Source organism: Leeuwenhoekiella nanhaiensis (assembly GCF_002744755.1).
Classification (GTDB): Bacteria; Bacteroidota; Bacteroidia; order Flavobacteriales; family Flavobacteriaceae; genus Leeuwenhoekiella; species Leeuwenhoekiella nanhaiensis.
Map to the genome: position 1 here is coordinate 297,213 of NZ_KZ319290.1, position 16,480 is coordinate 313,692.

15 protein-coding genes are annotated in these 16,480 nt (G+C 41.9%); 8 read left to right on the forward strand and 7 right to left on the reverse strand.

Annotated features, from left to right (window positions below):
• The first annotated feature begins 149 nt into the window (after nt 1-149).
• The 8 genes from CJ305_RS10170 (at nt 150) to CJ305_RS10205 (ending at nt 7,694) form a co-directional block, all read left to right on the forward strand.
• Complete coding sequence (locus CJ305_RS10170) at nt 150-1,502, forward strand: Na(+)-translocating NADH-quinone reductase subunit A (RefSeq protein WP_099646153.1); 1,353 nt, start codon at nt 150-152, stop codon at nt 1,500-1,502.
• Between the two features lie 5 nt (nt 1,503-1,507).
• On the forward strand, nt 1,508-2,719 hold the full coding sequence (locus CJ305_RS10175; RefSeq protein WP_099646154.1) for an NADH:ubiquinone reductase (Na(+)-transporting) subunit B: 1,212 nt from the start codon (nt 1,508-1,510) through the stop codon (nt 2,717-2,719).
• Nucleotides 2,719-3,456 carry a Na(+)-translocating NADH-quinone reductase subunit C gene (locus CJ305_RS10180; RefSeq protein WP_394340049.1) on the forward strand — a complete coding sequence of 246 codons (738 nt, stop codon included), beginning with the start codon at nt 2,719-2,721 and terminating at the stop codon, nt 3,454-3,456. The genes CJ305_RS10175 and CJ305_RS10180 overlap by 1 nt, the downstream gene beginning before the upstream one ends.
• A gap of 2 nt (nt 3,457-3,458) precedes the next feature.
• Nucleotides 3,459-4,106 (forward strand): NADH:ubiquinone reductase (Na(+)-transporting) subunit D, encoded by a 648-nt coding sequence (locus CJ305_RS10185; protein ID WP_099646156.1) that lies wholly within the window; start codon nt 3,459-3,461, stop codon nt 4,104-4,106.
• A gap of 48 nt (nt 4,107-4,154) precedes the next feature.
• On the forward strand, nt 4,155-4,883 hold the full coding sequence (gene nqrE / locus CJ305_RS10190; RefSeq protein WP_099646157.1) for an NADH:ubiquinone reductase (Na(+)-transporting) subunit E: 729 nt from the start codon (nt 4,155-4,157) through the stop codon (nt 4,881-4,883).
• A gap of 1 nt (nt 4,884) precedes the next feature.
• Nucleotides 4,885-6,192 carry an NADH:ubiquinone reductase (Na(+)-transporting) subunit F gene (gene nqrF / locus CJ305_RS10195; RefSeq protein WP_099646158.1) on the forward strand — a complete coding sequence of 436 codons (1,308 nt, stop codon included), beginning with the start codon at nt 4,885-4,887 and terminating at the stop codon, nt 6,190-6,192.
• An 82-nt stretch (nt 6,193-6,274) separates the two neighbouring features.
• Nucleotides 6,275-6,637, forward strand: a complete 363-nt coding sequence (locus CJ305_RS10200; RefSeq protein ID WP_099646264.1) for a Na(+)-translocating NADH-quinone reductase subunit F — start codon at nt 6,275-6,277, stop codon at nt 6,635-6,637.
• 16 nt (nt 6,638-6,653) lie between these two features.
• Complete coding sequence (locus tag CJ305_RS10205; RefSeq protein WP_099646159.1) at nt 6,654-7,694, forward strand: FAD:protein FMN transferase; 1,041 nt, start codon at nt 6,654-6,656, stop codon at nt 7,692-7,694.
• Here CJ305_RS10205 and CJ305_RS10210 read toward each other — a convergent pair.
• The 7 genes from CJ305_RS10210 to CJ305_RS10240 all read right to left on the reverse strand — a co-directional run bounded on the left by CJ305_RS10210 (nt 7,684) and on the right by CJ305_RS10240 (nt 16,480).
• Nucleotides 7,684-9,753: a T9SS type B sorting domain-containing protein gene (locus tag CJ305_RS10210; RefSeq protein WP_099646160.1), complete on the reverse strand. Its 2,070-nt coding sequence runs from the start codon at nt 9,751-9,753 to the stop codon at nt 7,684-7,686. The two genes, CJ305_RS10205 and CJ305_RS10210, sit on opposite strands and share 11 nt — an antisense overlap.
• Nucleotides 9,750-10,526: a class I SAM-dependent methyltransferase gene (locus CJ305_RS10215; protein WP_099646161.1), complete on the reverse strand. Its 777-nt coding sequence runs from the start codon at nt 10,524-10,526 to the stop codon at nt 9,750-9,752. Before CJ305_RS10215 ends, CJ305_RS10210 begins: the two co-directional genes overlap by 4 nt.
• Nucleotides 10,523-11,062 carry an HNH endonuclease gene (locus CJ305_RS10220; protein ID WP_099646162.1) on the reverse strand — a complete coding sequence of 180 codons (540 nt, stop codon included), beginning with the start codon at nt 11,060-11,062 and terminating at the stop codon, nt 10,523-10,525. The genes CJ305_RS10215 and CJ305_RS10220 overlap by 4 nt, the downstream gene beginning before the upstream one ends.
• A gap of 18 nt (nt 11,063-11,080) precedes the next feature.
• Entirely contained in the window at nt 11,081-11,899 is an 819-nt protein-coding gene (gene map / locus CJ305_RS10225) for a type I methionyl aminopeptidase (RefSeq protein ID WP_099646163.1), read from the reverse strand.
• Nucleotides 11,900-12,041: 142 nt separating this feature from the next.
• Nucleotides 12,042-13,457, reverse strand: a complete 1,416-nt coding sequence (locus CJ305_RS10230; protein ID WP_099646164.1) for a TolC family protein — start codon at nt 13,455-13,457, stop codon at nt 12,042-12,044.
• Nucleotides 13,454-14,809 (reverse strand): HlyD family secretion protein, encoded by a 1,356-nt coding sequence (locus CJ305_RS10235; RefSeq protein ID WP_099646165.1) that lies wholly within the window; start codon nt 14,807-14,809, stop codon nt 13,454-13,456. The genes CJ305_RS10230 and CJ305_RS10235 overlap by 4 nt, the downstream gene beginning before the upstream one ends.
• A 6-nt stretch (nt 14,810-14,815) precedes the next feature.
• On the reverse strand, nt 14,816-16,480 hold the full coding sequence (locus tag CJ305_RS10240) for a peptidase domain-containing ABC transporter (protein WP_099646166.1): 1,665 nt from the start codon (nt 16,478-16,480) through the stop codon (nt 14,816-14,818).

The following is a 16,480-nucleotide window of genomic DNA, read 5'->3' on the forward strand; positions in this document are numbered from 1 at the left end:
TCTGCGGCTTTATGCAGCTTACTTGTAAAACACCACAACAATTTTATACCGGTATTTGTGCAATAAGGATGTAAAATTTGTAAATTTGCGCACCTCAATTCGGGCAGATACTGGGTTGGGTAACTAAAAAACTTTAACATATACTTCCTATGTCAAAAGACATTAAGATCAAAAAGGGTCTTGATATTAAATTGGTAGGTGCGGCAGAGAAAACTCTTGCTGATGCCCCCAAGTCAAGAACTTACGTGATCAAGCCTTCAGATTTTCATCTTGTAACTCCTAAGATGCTTTTTAAAGAAGGAGCTGCTGTAAAAGCGGGAGAGCCGCTTTTTTACTCCAAAAAAGATGAGCGTATCAAGTTTGTTTCACCGGTAAGCGGTACGCTTACTGAAATCAGAAGAGGGGCCAAGCGTGTTATCACACATTTGGTTATTGAAGCTGATGGAACTGAAACAACCCACGAGTTTTCAAAGCTTGATGTAAACAATGCTGATGCAGAAGCGATTAAAGAACGTATGCTCGAAGCAGGTTTATGGCCTTTTATCAAGCAACGTCCTTATGATATTATTGCCGCGGTAGATACTACTCCCGAGGCAATTTTTGTTTCTGGGCATAACAGTGCACCGCTTGCTCCTGACTACAACTTCAGTCTTAAAGGCAAAGAAGCTGCATTGCAGGCTGCAGTAACAGCGCTGGCAAAACTTACTTCGGGTAAGGTTCACCTGAGTGTTGCTAAAACTGCTGATTCGGTTTTTGGTAATCTAAAAGACGTTGAGCTGCATACGGTTTCAGGACCTCACCCCAGCGGTAATGTGGGTACGCAAATCAACAAGATTCAGCCGGTAAACAAAGGCGAAACTGTATGGACGGTAACTGCGGAGAATCTGGCGATTATCGGTGAGTTATTCTTAACCGGGAAGTTTAACCCTGAGCGTGTTATTAGCGTTTCAGGATCAAGTGTTAAGAAGCCACAGTACTACAAAACTAAAATAGGAGCAGAGGTTTCTACTTTTGCTTATTCTGCCGGAATTAACGGCGATAATGTACGTATGATTTCAGGTAACGTACTTACCGGAGATCAGGTTAGTGCAGACGGACATTTGGGTTATTATCACAATGAGTTTGTAGCGATTCCGGAAGGCGACGACTACGAGTTCTTTGGGTGGAATAAACCCGTGTTCAATAAAATATCATCTTCACGAGCCCTTACTTTTTCTTGGCTATTCCCAAACAAGAAGTATGATCTGGATACCAACACCAACGGTGAGCATCGTGCCTTTGTGGTAACCGGAAACTACGAAGAAGTATTCCCGATGGATATCTACCCATTACAGTTGCTTAAGGCATGTATGGTAGAAGATCTGGATGCTATGGAAGCTTTGGGTATGTATGAAGTAGCGCCGGAAGATTTTGCGTTAACCGAATTTGTATGCGTATCTAAACAACCACACCAGGCAATCATTCGTAAAGGACTAGATTTAATGCACGAAGAAATAGGATAATAGCTATGGGATTAAAAGAAAAATTACACAGTATTAAAGAGGATTTTAAGGGGAAGAAAATGGCGCCTGCGTTTAACGCATTGCACACCTTCCTGTATACTCCTAATGAAACCACGCACAGTGGTGGGCACATCAGAGCCGTTGATGACTTAAAGCGTACGATGAATACCGTAATTATTGCCTTATTACCGGTTTTGGTATGGGGTATTTTTAATGCGGGTTATCAGCATTACGCAGCAATTGATGCTGCGCAAGGTGTGGTACGAGAGGCCAGTTTGTTTGGCAATTTCTTTACCTGGGACAATTTCATAATGGGTGCGTGGACCGTACTTCCGCTTGTTATTGTTTCTTACGGAGTAGGTCTTGCGGTAGAGTTTGTTTTTGCCGTAATCAAAGGTCACGAGGTAGAAGAAGGTTACCTGGTTACGGGTATGCTTGTTCCTCTTATTGTACCGGTAGATATTCCACTTTGGATGCTTGCTGTAGCAGTTGTGTTTGGTGTGGTAATCGGTAAAGAGGTTTTTGGTGGTACCGGGATGAACATTCTAAACCCGGCACTTACTATTCGTGCGTTCTTATTCTTCGCTTATCCTACCTGGATGAGTGGTGATAAAGTATGGGTACACGGAGCTCAGGCAGCTGCAGGTACTCCCGATGCTTTTTCAGGAGAAACCATTTTAGGATCTTACGCGCAAAACAACTCCGTAGTTTATGATTTTGCTGATAAGTTTTTTGGGTTTATCCCGGGATCAGTAGGTGAGACTTCAACATTTCTTATCATTATCGGCGGATTGTTCTTGATGTTTACCAAGATTGCAAGCTGGAGAATTATTCTAAGTGCCGTGGTTGGAGCTGCAGTAATGGGATTGATTTTTAATGGAGTTGTAGATCAGGGATGGATTACCGAGAGCAGTAAATTTTACGGCTTGATGAGCACGCCTTTCTGGGAACACCTGATTATTGGAGGTATCGCCTTCGGTATCGTTTATATGGCGACAGATCCGGTTTCGGGTGCGCAAACCAACACCGGTAAATACTGGTATGGTTTCTTAATAGGCTTTTTCTCTATTATGATTCGCGTATTCAACCCGGCATATCCGGAAGGAGTATTCCTTGCGATTCTTCTAATGAACGTTTTTGCGCCAACTATTGATCACTATGTTGTTCAGGCAAACGTTAAACAACGTATGAAACGTCTAAAATTAAAAACTGCTTAATCATGGCAAATACAGATAAAAACGGTTACACAGTAATCTTTGCAGTCGTAATGGTACTCGTAGTAGGATCATTACTCGCTTTTACAGCTTCGAGCTTAAAGCCTGCAATTACTGAAAATGAGCGCTTCGAAAAGCAACAAAACATTCTTTATGCTATGGGCATTAATGAGAATGTGGAAGGTTCTGTGAATTTTGTTCCAACAAACAAGGTCGAAGCGGAGTTTGGTAAATACATCAAAGAACAATTGGTTATTCAGAACGGAAAAATCGAAAAGGATTCTTCTGCTTATTTAATCAATCTGAAGCAGGAACTGGCAAAAGATATGTCAGAGCGCAAGCTTCCGCTTTTCGTAGGAGAAAAAGAAGGTAAGGATTATTACATCATCCCGATGTACGGAAAAGGTCTTTGGGATGCTATCTGGGGTTTCATTGCCTTAGACGAAAACTATGTAGTACAGGGTGTTTATTTCGACCACAAAGGGGAAACTCCCGGTCTTGGTGCTAACATTAAAGAGCGTTACTTTATGGACGATTTTACAGGCGAAGAAATTATGTCTGGTACCGAGTATGAAGGAATCACTGTTGCTAAAGGAAATAACGATCCACTTAACGAGCGCAAGGATGACGGTAAAGTTGATGCTCTTGCTGGTGCAACAATCACCGGTAATGGTGTGACTGCAATGATTAACAGTACCGTTAAATTGTACATCCCTTACTTAAAAGACTTAAAAATATAATTATGGCATTACTATCTAAAAAAGACAGAGGTTTAATCCTTGATCCGCTGGCAGATAATAACCCAATTACCATTCAGGTATTAGGTATTTGTTCTGCACTTGCGATTACCGCGCAATTGAAAGCGTCTATCGTAATGGGAATTTCGGTAATGTTTGTATTGGGTGTTGGTAACGTGGTAATTTCGCTAATGCGAAATATCATTCCATCTAAAATACGTATCATCGTTCAGCTGGTAGTAGTTGCTGCCCTTGTGATTATCGTAGACCAGGTGCTTAAGGCTTTTGCTTATGAATTGAGTAAAACGCTTTCGGTTTTCGTGGGTCTTATTATTACAAACTGTATCATTATGGGACGTTTTGAAGCTTTCGCTTTAGGTAACGGCCCCTGGAGATCATTCCTTGATGGCATAGGTAATGCCGCCGGTTATGCTCTTATTCTGGTTATTGTAGGTTTCTTCAGAGAGCTCTTAGGTTCTGGTACTTTATTAGGATTTAAAGTTTTGGGTGACCCAATCGCTAAAACCGGTCTTTACGGCATAGGCTATGAGAATAATGGTTTTATGCTTCTTTCGCCAATGGCGCTTATCGTTGTAGGTATCATCATCTGGGTACAACGCTCCAGAAACAAAGCATTAATCGAAGAAAACTAAAGATTACGGTTTGAGTTTTACTCAAGTCTAACTTTTCATAAAAGAAAAATGGAACACGTAGAGTTATTTTTTAAATCAATATTTATAGACAACATGGTATTTGCCACGTTCCTTGGGATGTGTTCTTACCTTGCTGTGTCTAAAAAAGTTTCGACCGCTGTAGGTCTTGGAGCTGCTGTAATCTTTGTTCTTGCCGTAACCGTTCCTATGAACTGGCTGCTTGATCAGTATGTGTTAAGACCCGGAGCATTAACCTGGTTAGGTCCAGAATATGCAGAATATGATTTGAGTTTCCTATCATTCATTCTGTTTATTGCTACCATTGCGACAATGGTACAGCTCGTAGAAATTGTAGTAGAAAAGTTTGCTCCTGCACTTTATACCTCTCTTGGTATTTTCTTACCCCTTATTGCGGTAAACTGTGCGATCTTGGGAGGTTCACTTTTTATGCAGTCCAGAGATATCGCCACCTTAGGTCTTGCGTTTAATTACGGTCTGGCTTCAGGAATTGGCTGGTTTCTAGCAATTCTTGCCATCGCCGCTATTCGCGAAAAGATTCGGTATTCAAACGTACCTGCGCCTCTAAGAGGTTTAGGAATCACGTTTATAATTACCGGTCTTATGGCTATTGGTTTTATGAGTTTTGGTGGAATGTTAACCGGAGGTGAAGAGAAGACTGAGAAAACTGATGAAGCCGCTCAAATCGAAACGATAACCCAGGATAAAGACGCTGAAGAACCTTTGGCTGAAGTATCACAAGAACTAAACAATAAATAATATGTTTTTAGCAGCAAGTACAGGAGGAGTTATTGCAGCAACGGTAGTAGCGTTTTTGGTTTTGACCATTGTATTGGTTGGCCTACTGCTTTTTGCAAAAGAAAAATTGTCGCCTTCAGGTCCTGTGACCATCACCATTAATGGTGAGAAGAAGGTAGAAGTGGACTCAGGAAGTTCATTGCTTTCAACATTGGGTGGAAAGAAAGTCTTTTTACCTTCAGCCTGTGGTGGTGGTGGTACCTGCATTCAGTGTGAGTGTCACGTACTTTCAGGTGGTGGAGAGGCATTACCTACCGAAACGCCACACTTTACCCGTAAAGAGTTAGCCGCCGGAGCGCGTTTAGCTTGCCAGGTAAAAGTGAAGCAGGATATGGAAATCACCATTCCTGAAGAAGTATTCGGTATTAAAAAATGGGAAGCAACTGTAGTGCGTAACTACAACGTAGCATCGTTTATTAAGGAATTTGTAGTAGAGATCCCTGAGGATATGGACTACAAAGCCGGTGGATATATCCAAATCGAAATTCCGGAATGTACCGTGAAGTTTGAAGATATGGATATCACCGCTCACCCTGAAGAGCACGATGATCCTAATAAATTCCAGGAAGAGTGGGAGAAGTTTAAACTTTGGCCACTTGTAATGAAGAACAACGAAGTAGTAGAACGTGCTTATTCCATGGCCTCGTATCCTGCAGAAGGACGTGAGATCATGCTTAACGTACGTATTGCAACTCCACCATTTGATCGTGCAAAAGGCGGCTGGATGGATGTAAATCCGGGTGTTGCTTCTTCGTATATTTTCAGTAGAAAGAAAGGAGATAAAGTTACCATTTCAGGTCCTTATGGTGAGTTCTTCATCAACGAGTCTGACGCTGAAATGCTTTACGTAGGTGGTGGAGCCGGCATGGCGCCTATGCGTTCGCACCTGTATCACCTGTTCAAAACTCTTAAGACAGGTCGAAAAGTAACCTATTGGTACGGTGGTCGTTCTAAGCGTGAGTTATTTTACTTAAAGCATTTCCGTGATTTGGAAGAAGAGTTTGAAAACTTCAAATTCTACCTGGTGCTTTCAGAGCCTTTAGAAGAGGACAACTGGAAGGTCAAAGAAGATATCAATAGTCCCGGTGATGGTTTTGTAGGTTTTGTTCACAATGCAGTGATTGAGCAGTATTTGAGCAAGCACGAGGAGCCGGAAGAAATCGAATTGTATTTCTGTGGGCCTCCGCTAATGAACAAAGCGGTTCAAAAGATGGGAGAAGATTTTGGTATCCCTGATGAGAACATCCGTTTTGATGACTTTGGAGGATAATCCAAAAGAAGAATTTTATAAAAGCCGTTACGAAAGTAGCGGCTTTTTTTTGTCTGAAATCGCCGCGATGTATCTTTGCAAAATGGCAACACTTCTTACCGAACAGGAACGGCATAATCTGGCGATGAATATCGTGGGAAAAGACCTGGAATCTCAGGGATTCGAATTTTTGGGTGTCAATTCTCAACTGAAACGCAATCCACAATTTGTAGCTTTAAAAGACAAGAAATTACATTTTGTAATCGTCAGGGCTTTGCAATATCCTGATGACCCTAATGCCTACGACCCGGTCTTTATGCAGGAAATGAAAACGCACGCAGACAAGTTTAATGCGCGAACTTTTTATGCAGGTGTAGGTTTAGGGAGTGCTGAAGATTATGGCAGACCTGTCGAGAAAGATTCAGCCTATACGCAGGTTTATAATGGTCTTCAGGAAATACTTTAATCACCTTTCAGAAATTATGAAATTCAGTTTACAATCAATATCTGCACTTTTATTCAGTGCTTTATTTTTAGCACTTTGTACATCTTGTGAGCGCAAAAGAAATCTGGTGGTCTACAACGGTCAGGCCTTGGGAACCAGTTACCAGTTGCAGTTTTATGCACCGGAGCGTTTTGATTTGGTAAAGCAGTTTGACTCTACAATCACCGCGATTAATAAGTCTATGAGCACCTACCAGCCTGATTCTGATATTTCGCGCATCAATGCCGGAGACAGCACTGTTGTGGTTGACGCTATGTTTAAAGAAGTATTTGCCCTGGCACAGCAAGTATATAATGCCACAGATGGGTATTACGATCCAACGGTTGGGGTTTTGGCTAATGCTTACGGCTTCGGCCCTGATAAGCCCTTAAAAAAGCTTGATTCCATCACTATAGATTCTTTGATGCAGTATGTAGGTTTAGATAAATTGACTATTTCGCCGCAAGGCAAACTTCAAAAAAACACAGAACATATTTATTTAGATTTCAATAGTATCGCAAAAGGGTATTGCATAGACCGAATTGGTAAAATGCTGGAGCAGAACGGGGTAGAAGATTACCTTATAGAAATCGGTGGAGAGCTTCTGGCGAAAGGTAAAAATCTCGATAAAAATCAGTCTTGGCGTGTAGGTATTGAAAACATCAATGCACCTGTAGAACAGCGCACCTACACCGAAGCGGTGAGTCTGCACGATAAAGGAATGGCAGGATCGGGAAATTATCGTAAGTACCGTCAGGATTCAGTCACAGGGAAAAAGTATGTGCACACCATCAATCCCATTACCGGTAGTGGCGAACAAAGCGATGTGCTAAGCGCAACCGTCATTGCCCCAACCTGTGCAGAGGCAGACGCGTGGGCAACAGCATTTATGGCTTTAGGTTTTGAGCGTTCTAAAGCCGTTATTGCTAAAAATAAGGATCTGGCGGCTTATCTGATGTATTCAGATCAAACTGAAGACTCTGTATCTGTATATGTTTCCGAACGTTTTAAACCTTACCTCATAGAGCCTAATAAATAAGGCTGAAATGTCCCTTAAGGCTAATACCATCGGGCAATTTTAGTTCAAACCAGTAGTCATCAGGATTCAAAAGTGTTCCCAGAAAGGTGCCGTCCCAGCCCTCTGAAGATGATTCTAACTGCTTTAAAAGTTTGCCATAACGGTCGTAAATAAAAATTTGAGCCCCGGGATATTCTTCGAGACCAATCAGTCGCCAGGTGTCGTGAATGCCATCCCCATTTGGAGTAAAATACCTGGGATAGTCAAGAACTAAAAACGGCTCAGTTTCTACCGTACCGCAGCCATTTTTGTCTCTTATTGCAAGCTGGTGATAACCGGCTGAAAGTCCGGTGAAAACAGAGCTATCTACATAAGGGGCGTCGTCTAGCGAAAATTCATAATCCCCATTTCCTGATACCTGGATACTTACTTCATTATTGGGGTAATTAAGCCCGGTAACTTCTACTCTTTCAACAATAGCCTTTTCGGAAGGCAGAACCTGAACCGTTTGAGTAGTGCCGCAACCTGCTTCGTTATAAACGGTTATGCTGTATTCTCCCGGTTCATCAATAAATATGGTGTTGAGATCGATCCCTTCCTGACTCGTACTCCACTCGTAATAGGCAAAGCCGGAAGACACTCTCAATTCCACCGGTTCCTGCGTATCTGTGCAGTAGTAGGCAGTTTCAGGAAATTCAAAAACAGGACTTTCATTAAACACTACTTGAAAAGAAGTATCGGAATAGCAGCCACTGCGATTGGCTACTATTCGCATAAAAATTTCCTGAGCAACCGCTTCGGTAGTATAATTCGAACTCAGACGATTTTGGTCAAGGTCTCTGTCGTTTGCCGTGGCGTAATAACGCCTGCTGAATAACGAAATATCCTGCCCGCCCAGAGCTTCATTGGCTTTTTGGTCTAGATTAAGAGTGAGGCTGTTTTCATCAGCTACGCATACATCGAGAGCAGAAGGTTTTAGGACTGCCGGAGGTTCAGTTAAGAAAAAGGTAAATTCATCGAGCAGCAGGCAATCTCCACTAGTGCTTTCAATACGGTAATAAACAGCAGTTTGCGAGCTGCTTAAATTCAAGGTTTGAATAGTATTTTGGTCGGTATCTCGATCTTGTTGTGATTGATAAAACCGGATTTGCTGATCTGTTCGTGATCTTATTATTTCATTGCCCAGTGGTAAAAGGTTATAATTTTGATTTATGCTGGTGTCGCATATAAAAACAGAACCGGGGTTATCATTAACCAAAGACGCGGCAACGCTGATTTTAAAAGGCACTATTTCTGAGCAGGAATTTAATGGACTGTAGATGCGTGCATAAAGTATTTCACTGTCTAAAGTGTTTGTATATAAGTCAGGCAACTCATTTCTGGCCAGGTTTGCATCACCCAATTCACCATGAAAACTTACACGAGTATCGGGATAACCTTGTAAAATAAGGTCACGTTGTATATTGAGATTATAGGTGTTTGTTCCGGTTGTCGAGCAGATTTCGAAATTTCCCGGTACGTTAAAACCGGTAGTTTTTGGAGTGGTTGCAGTACCGGTTAGATCTATAGAGAATCGTGAAGAACCACTAGCCCGGTCTATAAGAATATAATAGGTTTCTCCGGCCATTGCATCAATTGCTTTCAGATAGCCGTTACCGTCAGCTCCCGGTCCTTCCGAAGTGTCGGTTTCGGTATTATTGAGACCGGTATTTGCGTCTACGTTTGCCGAAGGCGGATGGGTACTGCTGCAGCGAATTGCACTTCCCAGGTTTTGACAGTCCTGAACGGGTCCGTAAACTGCAAAATCATAATCGTCGTTTGGATTTTCGGGGACAATATCAAATGTAAAACTTCCGCCCTGATCGATTTCTACTTTAAACCACGCGGTTTGATTGTTAAACGAATAACACGGGGGTTGGAAATTGCCCGGCAGACTAAATTCATCAAAGCCCACCCCGCTGGGTTCAATTCCTACCGGAGTATCCCCGCAAAGAACAATAGCATCAGTACAATCGTTAGCATTCTGAGCGTTTAGGACGCCAAAAAATACCATAAACCATACGATTGCAATATTTTTCATGATGTGGGTTTATAACAAACCGGTAAAATCTCACCCGCTGCAAGGCGGTAAGTGTCTACAAGTTTAGTATCCATTTTTTGGGTATAGTCAACCTCCTGAACTTCAAAACCTATACCGCGTAATTTATCAAAATAATCCCTTCCATAAACCCGAACGTGATCGTATTGCCCAAATATAGTGGCGCGTTCTTCAGGATCTGTGATGCTGTCGTCTTCAAAGGTTTTTTCTCTTGATAAATCCTGAGGGATTTGTAAGATGGCCATACCTCCGGGTTTTAGAACCCTATAAAGCTCCTGCATAGCCGTGGTGTCATCAGGAATATGCTCGAGCACGTGATTGCACAAAATGACATCGTAGCTATTATCCTCAAAGGGAAGATCGCAGATGTCTGCCTTTATATCTGCCAGAGGCGAAAACAAGTCGGTAGTGGTGTAATCTAAATGCTCAAGGTTTCGAAATCTTTTGTAAAAAGCCTGTTCAGGCGCGAAATGTAGGACTTTATGAGGGACCTTAAAAAAATCCGTTTCGTTCTTTAAATACAACCAAAGCAATCTGTGTCGCTCTAGCGAAAGGGTAGAAGGGGAAAGAACATTCTCTCGAGGCTTACCGTAACCGTAGGGAAGAAATTTTTTAAAAGACTTTCCGTCAATAGGGTCTGTATAGCGAGAACCTTTAAGCCATAAAGCTAAAAAAGGCCTTGCTACATAACTGAGGCGTATAAGCAGGGGCCTGGGTACCGTATTTAAAATTTTTTTAAAAATACTACCGGTCATACCTGAAGATCTCCCCAATTCTCCCCGGTCTTGATGCGGTGTAATTGCATTTCTGAAACGCCAAATTGCTTGGCCAGTACTTTGAGCCGGGTGCGCCGGTTAGGATCTAAAAGTTTTTTCTTAAGAACCTTTGCTTCGGCATAACTCAATTTGGTATAATGACGCTCGCCAGATGTGCGTCTTTTAATGTCAAGCGGACTAGTTTTTTGATGTGCGTAGCGTTTTTTGTGGGTTGCCCAGGTCAGATTTTCGAGACGGTTGTCTGTTTTATCGTGATTGAGATGCAGCACTGCTTTCTCATTTTCACCCGGCGTTAAAAAGGCTTTAGCCAAAAGTTTGTGCAGGTAAAAATTGCGCCTTTTACCAGTTTTAAGTTTTACGTTGACGGTTATGTATCCGTTTATGATTCCCCCTTTGATAAGACTACCATTGGGATCTTTTACATAACTCCGTGCGCGACCATAGTTGGAGAGTCCTAAAGTATATGCCTCATCCCAGTCATCCTCGCGGAAATCCTTCCAGGTTTCTAATTGCATAGCACCGTGTGATTTTTGTTAGTTGAATGTGGGCTGCGCTTTGAAAGGGGCCTCTTCATCGCTTTGTATGCCTAATGCCTCATAAATATACTCAAAAGTTGAAAGAAGTTGGGGTTTGCCGTCTATTAAAGCCACATCGTGTTCAAAATGGGCGCTGGGTTTATTATCACGTGTTGTGATGGTCCAGCCGTCACGATGTTGTTTTATGCGCTGTGTACCCATATTGATCATAGGTTCAATGGCAACAACCATCCCTTCGATGAATTTTTTACCGCGACCTCTTCTGCCGTAATTTGGCATCTCCGGGTCTTCGTGCATATTGCGTCCCAGACCGTGACCTACCAGTTCCCGTACTACACCATAACCACGATCTTCGCAATATTTCTGAATGGCATAACCTACATCGCCTACACGATTTCCTAATTTAAATTGCTCAATACCTTTGTAGAGAGATTCTTTAGTAACCTGAAGGAGTTTTTTGATTTCGGCATCTACTTCTCCTACTTCAAAGGTGTATGCGTGATCTCCGTAAAAACCGTTTTTGTAGGCGCCACAATCTATTGATATAATATCACCTTCTTTAAGAGGTGTATTATTGGGGATCCCATGCACTACCTGCTCATTGGGGCTCATACAAAGACTGTTAGGAAAGTCATACATTCCTAAAAAACCCGGCTCGGCACCGTGATCACGAATAAAGGTTTCGGCTAGTTTATCAAGTTCTAAAGTGGTAACGCCGGGCTTCACTTCTTTAGCGAGAACCCCAAGCGTTTTAGATACGATAAGGGCACTTTCACGCATCAGCTCGATCTCTTCCCTTGTTTTGGTAATTATCATCAGGTCATTTTTTGAGGGCGTAAAGTTACAAAGAATACCTGCTTTGACTTTATTAAAACCACAAAAACGCGCAGTATTTCAATATCCTGAACTACTTCAGTGTTTATTTTATAAAATACGATCCATCAGATACCGCTCGATACTATTCCTGGTCAAACTCAGGGATTGTAGCCAGGGTTTTAAAGAGTTGAGCTTTAGTCTTGTACAGCTTGTTAGTAACCTCGATGGCTTTAAGCTGGCTGTCAATAAGCTTCAATTCCCGTGAATTGATAAGAAAGATCGAACTTTCGCCCACCTCATATTTACGCAATTCGGCTTCGAGCATCGTGGTGTAGTTGATTACCAGATCTTCTACCAGTTCCTGCTGTTCGTTTAAAACTTCAAGCTCTGTGTTTACAGCCCTAATTTTATTCTGAAGCGTCAAACGGGTATTGATCAAATCAAATTCGCCGTCCTGCAATTTAAGCTTGGCCAGCTGAAGGTCTCCGCGTTCTTTCCGCAGAAATAAAGGCATACTAAATCGTAAACCGGCTTTGTAGTTTTGGGTGTAAAACGAATTGAGATTGCGAGGTTCTGAAGTTATAAAATTATAGTTGACATCTATAACCGGTAGCAGCTTATTGGCTTTTAAACGTTTTTCAACTTCGAGCGCCTGCACCTTATAATCAAGCGAGCGCATTTTAGGATGGGTATCAATTTGAAAATCGGCCAAATCAAAATCGGTGATCTGAAGCGTTTTGCTTATCACATCACTAAGTTCGCCTTCGGGATAAATATCATCCTGTAATTCTACCGGGATGTTATTTCCCAACCACAGGTAATTAGCCAGTTCCAGTTTGGCTTTTTGATAATCAAGACGTACTTCCTGCAGGCTTAATTCCCGGCTTTGAACACTTATTTTAGCTTCGGTCGTGTCAATAAGCGGGATTGCGCCAGACAGCGCACTGGTTTTAATGCCCACAAAACGTTCTGTAGTGTTTTCTAAAAATCGCTGATAGAGCAATACTTTTTGGTACTCCCGCAACCAGTTAAAGTAAGCAAGAGAAGCTTCATATAACACATTGGTCACGGCAAGCTGTAAATCAGCCCGGGCCTGTTCACGGTAAAAACGGGCTTGTCTCAGGGTCGCCATACGCTCGTTAATCCACAAACCCTGACCTAAAGATGCCGAAATACCGGCTGTATACAAGCCGTCTTCAGGAACCGTATTCTGAGGATTTAAATAATAGCCTTCATTCTGTTCAAACTGTGCTTTTAAATCAATACCATACCAGGTAGGGATTTTAAAAGTTGCGTTGAGCAGATCGTAATATTCGGTATCCTTGAAGACTTTTTGATCAAAATCAACTTCAACCTTTGGGTCAAAACCACCCCGGGCTTTTAGCAGTTTGGCTTCTCCGGTTTGCTCAATGAGATAAGCCTGCCGTGCCAAGGGGTGATTTTGCTGCACCATATTTAGATACTCGTCAAAGCTCAGTGTAGATACAGGTTCTTCCTGAGCGTTAACAGCAGTAGTACTAAAGGCCAGTAAAAGACTAAACCAAACTAGAATTCTCATTTTTTCTTATCTGTTTGAGCGCTAGACGTATCGGGTGTGTAATAGTTAGGTGGGAAGCCGTTAAGCTGTCGCCATAATTCGTACCATATGGGTACATCTTCAAGCAATGCCAGAGTATTGGCACCAGAACCGGCTCTCAAGGCATCCGGCCAGGGCTCTTCGTCAGGATCTGGAGCAATCAAAATACGGTATTTACCATTAGCGCTTATAAAACGTTCAATAGCAACTACTTCCCCGCCAAAGGTTCCTAATGAATTATAGGGCCAACCACTAAAAACTATTGATGGCCAACCGTCAAATTGGATCCGTACTTTTTCCCCTTTATGAATTAGGGGTAAATCTATAGGCCGTACAAAGGTTTCTACAGCCAGATCATATTTTGAAGGCATAATCCCCACTAGAGGTTGCCCTTCTTTAAAGGTTTCGCCTACACCACCTATGATGGCTTTGTTTATAAATCCGGCCTGCGGCGCCGTGATGTAGTACATTCCATTCCTAATTGCATAGTTTGTACGATCATTTTCGAGCTTACTCACGGTTGCTTCAGAGTCAAACTGGTTGGATTGAGCTGTTGAACGATCACTCTGAGCCTTCGAAATCTTGTCTGTATACTCTGCGCCAACCCGGTTGATTTCAATTTGGGCGTTGATGAGTTCGTTGCGGCTGGCTAGTAATTTGTTTTGCTGCGAAATCAATTTTGCCTGAGTTTCCTGTAGTTTTAAGCGCTTTTCTTCCACATCGGTCACCGCTTTTAGCCCTTCCTGCTGTAGACCTAACGTTCGCTCAAACTGGCGCTCTGCAATTGCCAGATTTGTTTTTGCAGCTTCAAAATCAATAGAGTCGCTTTTAATCTTAAGCTCGGCTTGTATGCGCTTGTTTTCGGCCTGTTCTAGCTTAAGGATACGTTCAGCCTGAAGTGCCTGGATTTGATTAGTTAAGGCAGCTACTTTTTCAGCATACGAGAGTACCGAATTGCTCTTGGCGAGCACCTGCTGTTCTGTACGTTCTACGAGAAGCGGGTCAAAATACTCATTTTTAACCTCAGATATAAATAAAATAGTATCTCCCTTAGCTACCGAATCACCCTCACGTACATACCATTTTTCAATTCTTCCCGGTATGGGAGACTGAATGGTTTGCGGGCGCTGCTCAGGAGTCAATGTGGTGACGTAGCCTACTGCCTGTATCGTCTGCGTCCATGGCAGAAAGAGTACGATAATTAGAATTACAGTAAAAACCTTTAAAAACCTGTTGAAGTAGGTATAATGTTTTTTTCCCAGAACTTTGCGGCCAGCCTTGTAGCCAGAAAGATCAACCTTATCGTTAAGCTTGTTTTTCGAAATATTAAGCATGGCTTTTTAGTTTTGAGATATTTTACCGTTTTCAAGAATGAGCGTTCGTTCACAGCATTCTTTCCAGGCTTCATCCTGACTGGCGACAATAATGGTCCAGGGATTTGATTTATCAAAAAGGAAATTTACGATACGCTCTTTTTCTTCTTTGGCAAACTTGTTTAAAGGTTCTTTGAGAATTAAGACCTTAGGTTTACGAACGATGCTTCGGGCTAAAACAATTTTTTTACCAATGGTTCGGGATAAATGCTGGCCCTCGGGATAGAGTAAACTATCCAGACCTTTTGGTTGTTCTTTTATATATTCACGCAGCCCGGTGTTTTCTATCGCCCAGTCAATATCTTCAATAGGAATACTCGTATCACCAAATGTAATATTGTCTCGTATAGAACCTTCAAAAGGTGTTTCTTCAGGTAAGGATTGTCCCAGGAATGAGCGATAATGATTTAGGTTTATGCCCTTTAAGGATTTATCATTAATATAAAACGTTCCGTCAGTAGGCTCATATATTCCGGCCAAAATTTTTAGTAAGGTAGATTTACCTGAGCCGTTTTTACCTAGAATTAAAACACGTTCCCCTGGATTTACCTTTAAGCTGATATCTTTTAGAATTAGTTTGTCATCTGCAGTGTCTTTGTAACTCACGTTACGCAGTTCAAAACCTAAAGGTTCACCGGCGCTGAAAGGGGTGCTTAATTCCTGAGATTCTAAATCTTTATCAACGACCTGACCTATTTTTTCTAGAGCAGTAAGCATATCGTAAAGATTTTCAAGACCAAAAATGAGCTTCTCAACCGAGTTGATGATCAGTACGATTACAATTTCGGCAGCTACAAATTGGCCGATGTTCATTTGCTGATTGAGAACCAAAATACCACCTATGAGCAGAAGACCTGCCGTAACCAGTACTTTAAAGGCAATCATTTGTATGAATTGTAGCCTTAAAATTTTAAAGTGGCTTTCTCTGGCATCCAGATAATCATTTACCAATGCGTCATTTTTTTGCAATGCGTGGCTTGTTCTGCCTGAAAGCTTAAAACTAACCAGCGTGCGGGCAATCTCCTGAATCCAATGTGCGATTTTGTATTTGTACTTTGATTCGGTGAGACTGGTTTGTAAACCTTTATTGCCGGTGAATTTGAATACCAGATAAATAAGTAAAACCAAAAGAACCCCATAGAATATAAAGAAGGGATGGTAAAAAGATAAGAGGATCAAACCAAAAATAATCTGAACCAATGCCGCAGGAAAATCGAGTACCAGTTTAAAGAGTGATTTTTGAACGGTAAGCACATCAAAAAATCGGTTTGCTAATTCCGGTGGATAGAAACGGTTAAGTTCGCTCATTTTGATTTTTGGGAATCGATACGTGAACTCAAAAGAGGCCCGCATAAATATTTTTTGCTGAAGATTTTCAACAATACGTATCTGCATAATCTGCAAGCCGCCCACAAATGCAACGCCCAGAGTTACTAAAACCACGAGAATGATCCAGGAGGTACTGATTTGCGCCCCCTGAATCAGGTTTACGATAGCCTGAATACCTAATGGCAGCGAGAGACTAACCAATCCTGCGAATATGGCGTAGTATAAGATTTGTAAAAAGTCCTTTTTCTCGAGCTGTAAAAGACCTGTAAAACGTTGCCAGGCTGATAAAACTTCTTTAGCCAT

Bases quoted from the DNA above. Each gene is read 5' to 3' on its own strand.
- CJ305_RS10170 (WP_099646153.1), top strand. From the start codon at position 150: ATGTCAAAAGACATTAAGATCAAAAAGGGTCTTGATATTAAATTGGTA.
- CJ305_RS10175 (WP_099646154.1), top strand. From the start codon at position 1,508: ATGGGATTAAAAGAAAAATTACACAGTATTAAAGAGGATTTTAAGGGG.
- CJ305_RS10185 (WP_099646156.1), top strand. From the start codon at position 3,459: ATGGCATTACTATCTAAAAAAGACAGAGGTTTAATCCTTGATCCGCTG.
- nqrE (WP_099646157.1), top strand. From the start codon at position 4,155: ATGGAACACGTAGAGTTATTTTTTAAATCAATATTTATAGACAACATG.
- nqrF (WP_099646158.1), top strand. From the start codon at position 4,885: ATGTTTTTAGCAGCAAGTACAGGAGGAGTTATTGCAGCAACGGTAGTA.
- CJ305_RS10200 (WP_099646264.1), top strand. From the start codon at position 6,275: ATGGCAACACTTCTTACCGAACAGGAACGGCATAATCTGGCGATGAAT.
- CJ305_RS10205 (WP_099646159.1), top strand. From the start codon at position 6,654: ATGAAATTCAGTTTACAATCAATATCTGCACTTTTATTCAGTGCTTTA.
- CJ305_RS10210 (WP_099646160.1), bottom strand. From the start codon at position 9,753: ATGAAAAATATTGCAATCGTATGGTTTATGGTATTTTTTGGCGTCCTA.
- CJ305_RS10215 (WP_099646161.1), bottom strand. From the start codon at position 10,526: ATGACCGGTAGTATTTTTAAAAAAATTTTAAATACGGTACCCAGGCCC.
- CJ305_RS10220 (WP_099646162.1), bottom strand. From the start codon at position 11,062: ATGCAATTAGAAACCTGGAAGGATTTCCGCGAGGATGACTGGGATGAG.
- map (WP_099646163.1), bottom strand. From the start codon at position 11,899: ATGATAATTACCAAAACAAGGGAAGAGATCGAGCTGATGCGTGAAAGT.
- CJ305_RS10230 (WP_099646164.1), bottom strand. From the start codon at position 13,457: ATGAGAATTCTAGTTTGGTTTAGTCTTTTACTGGCCTTTAGTACTACT.
- CJ305_RS10235 (WP_099646165.1), bottom strand. From the start codon at position 14,809: ATGCTTAATATTTCGAAAAACAAGCTTAACGATAAGGTTGATCTTTCT.
- CJ305_RS10240 (WP_099646166.1), bottom strand. From the start codon at position 16,480: ATGGCTAAAGAAGTTTTATCAGCCTGGCAACGTTTTACAGGTCTTTTA.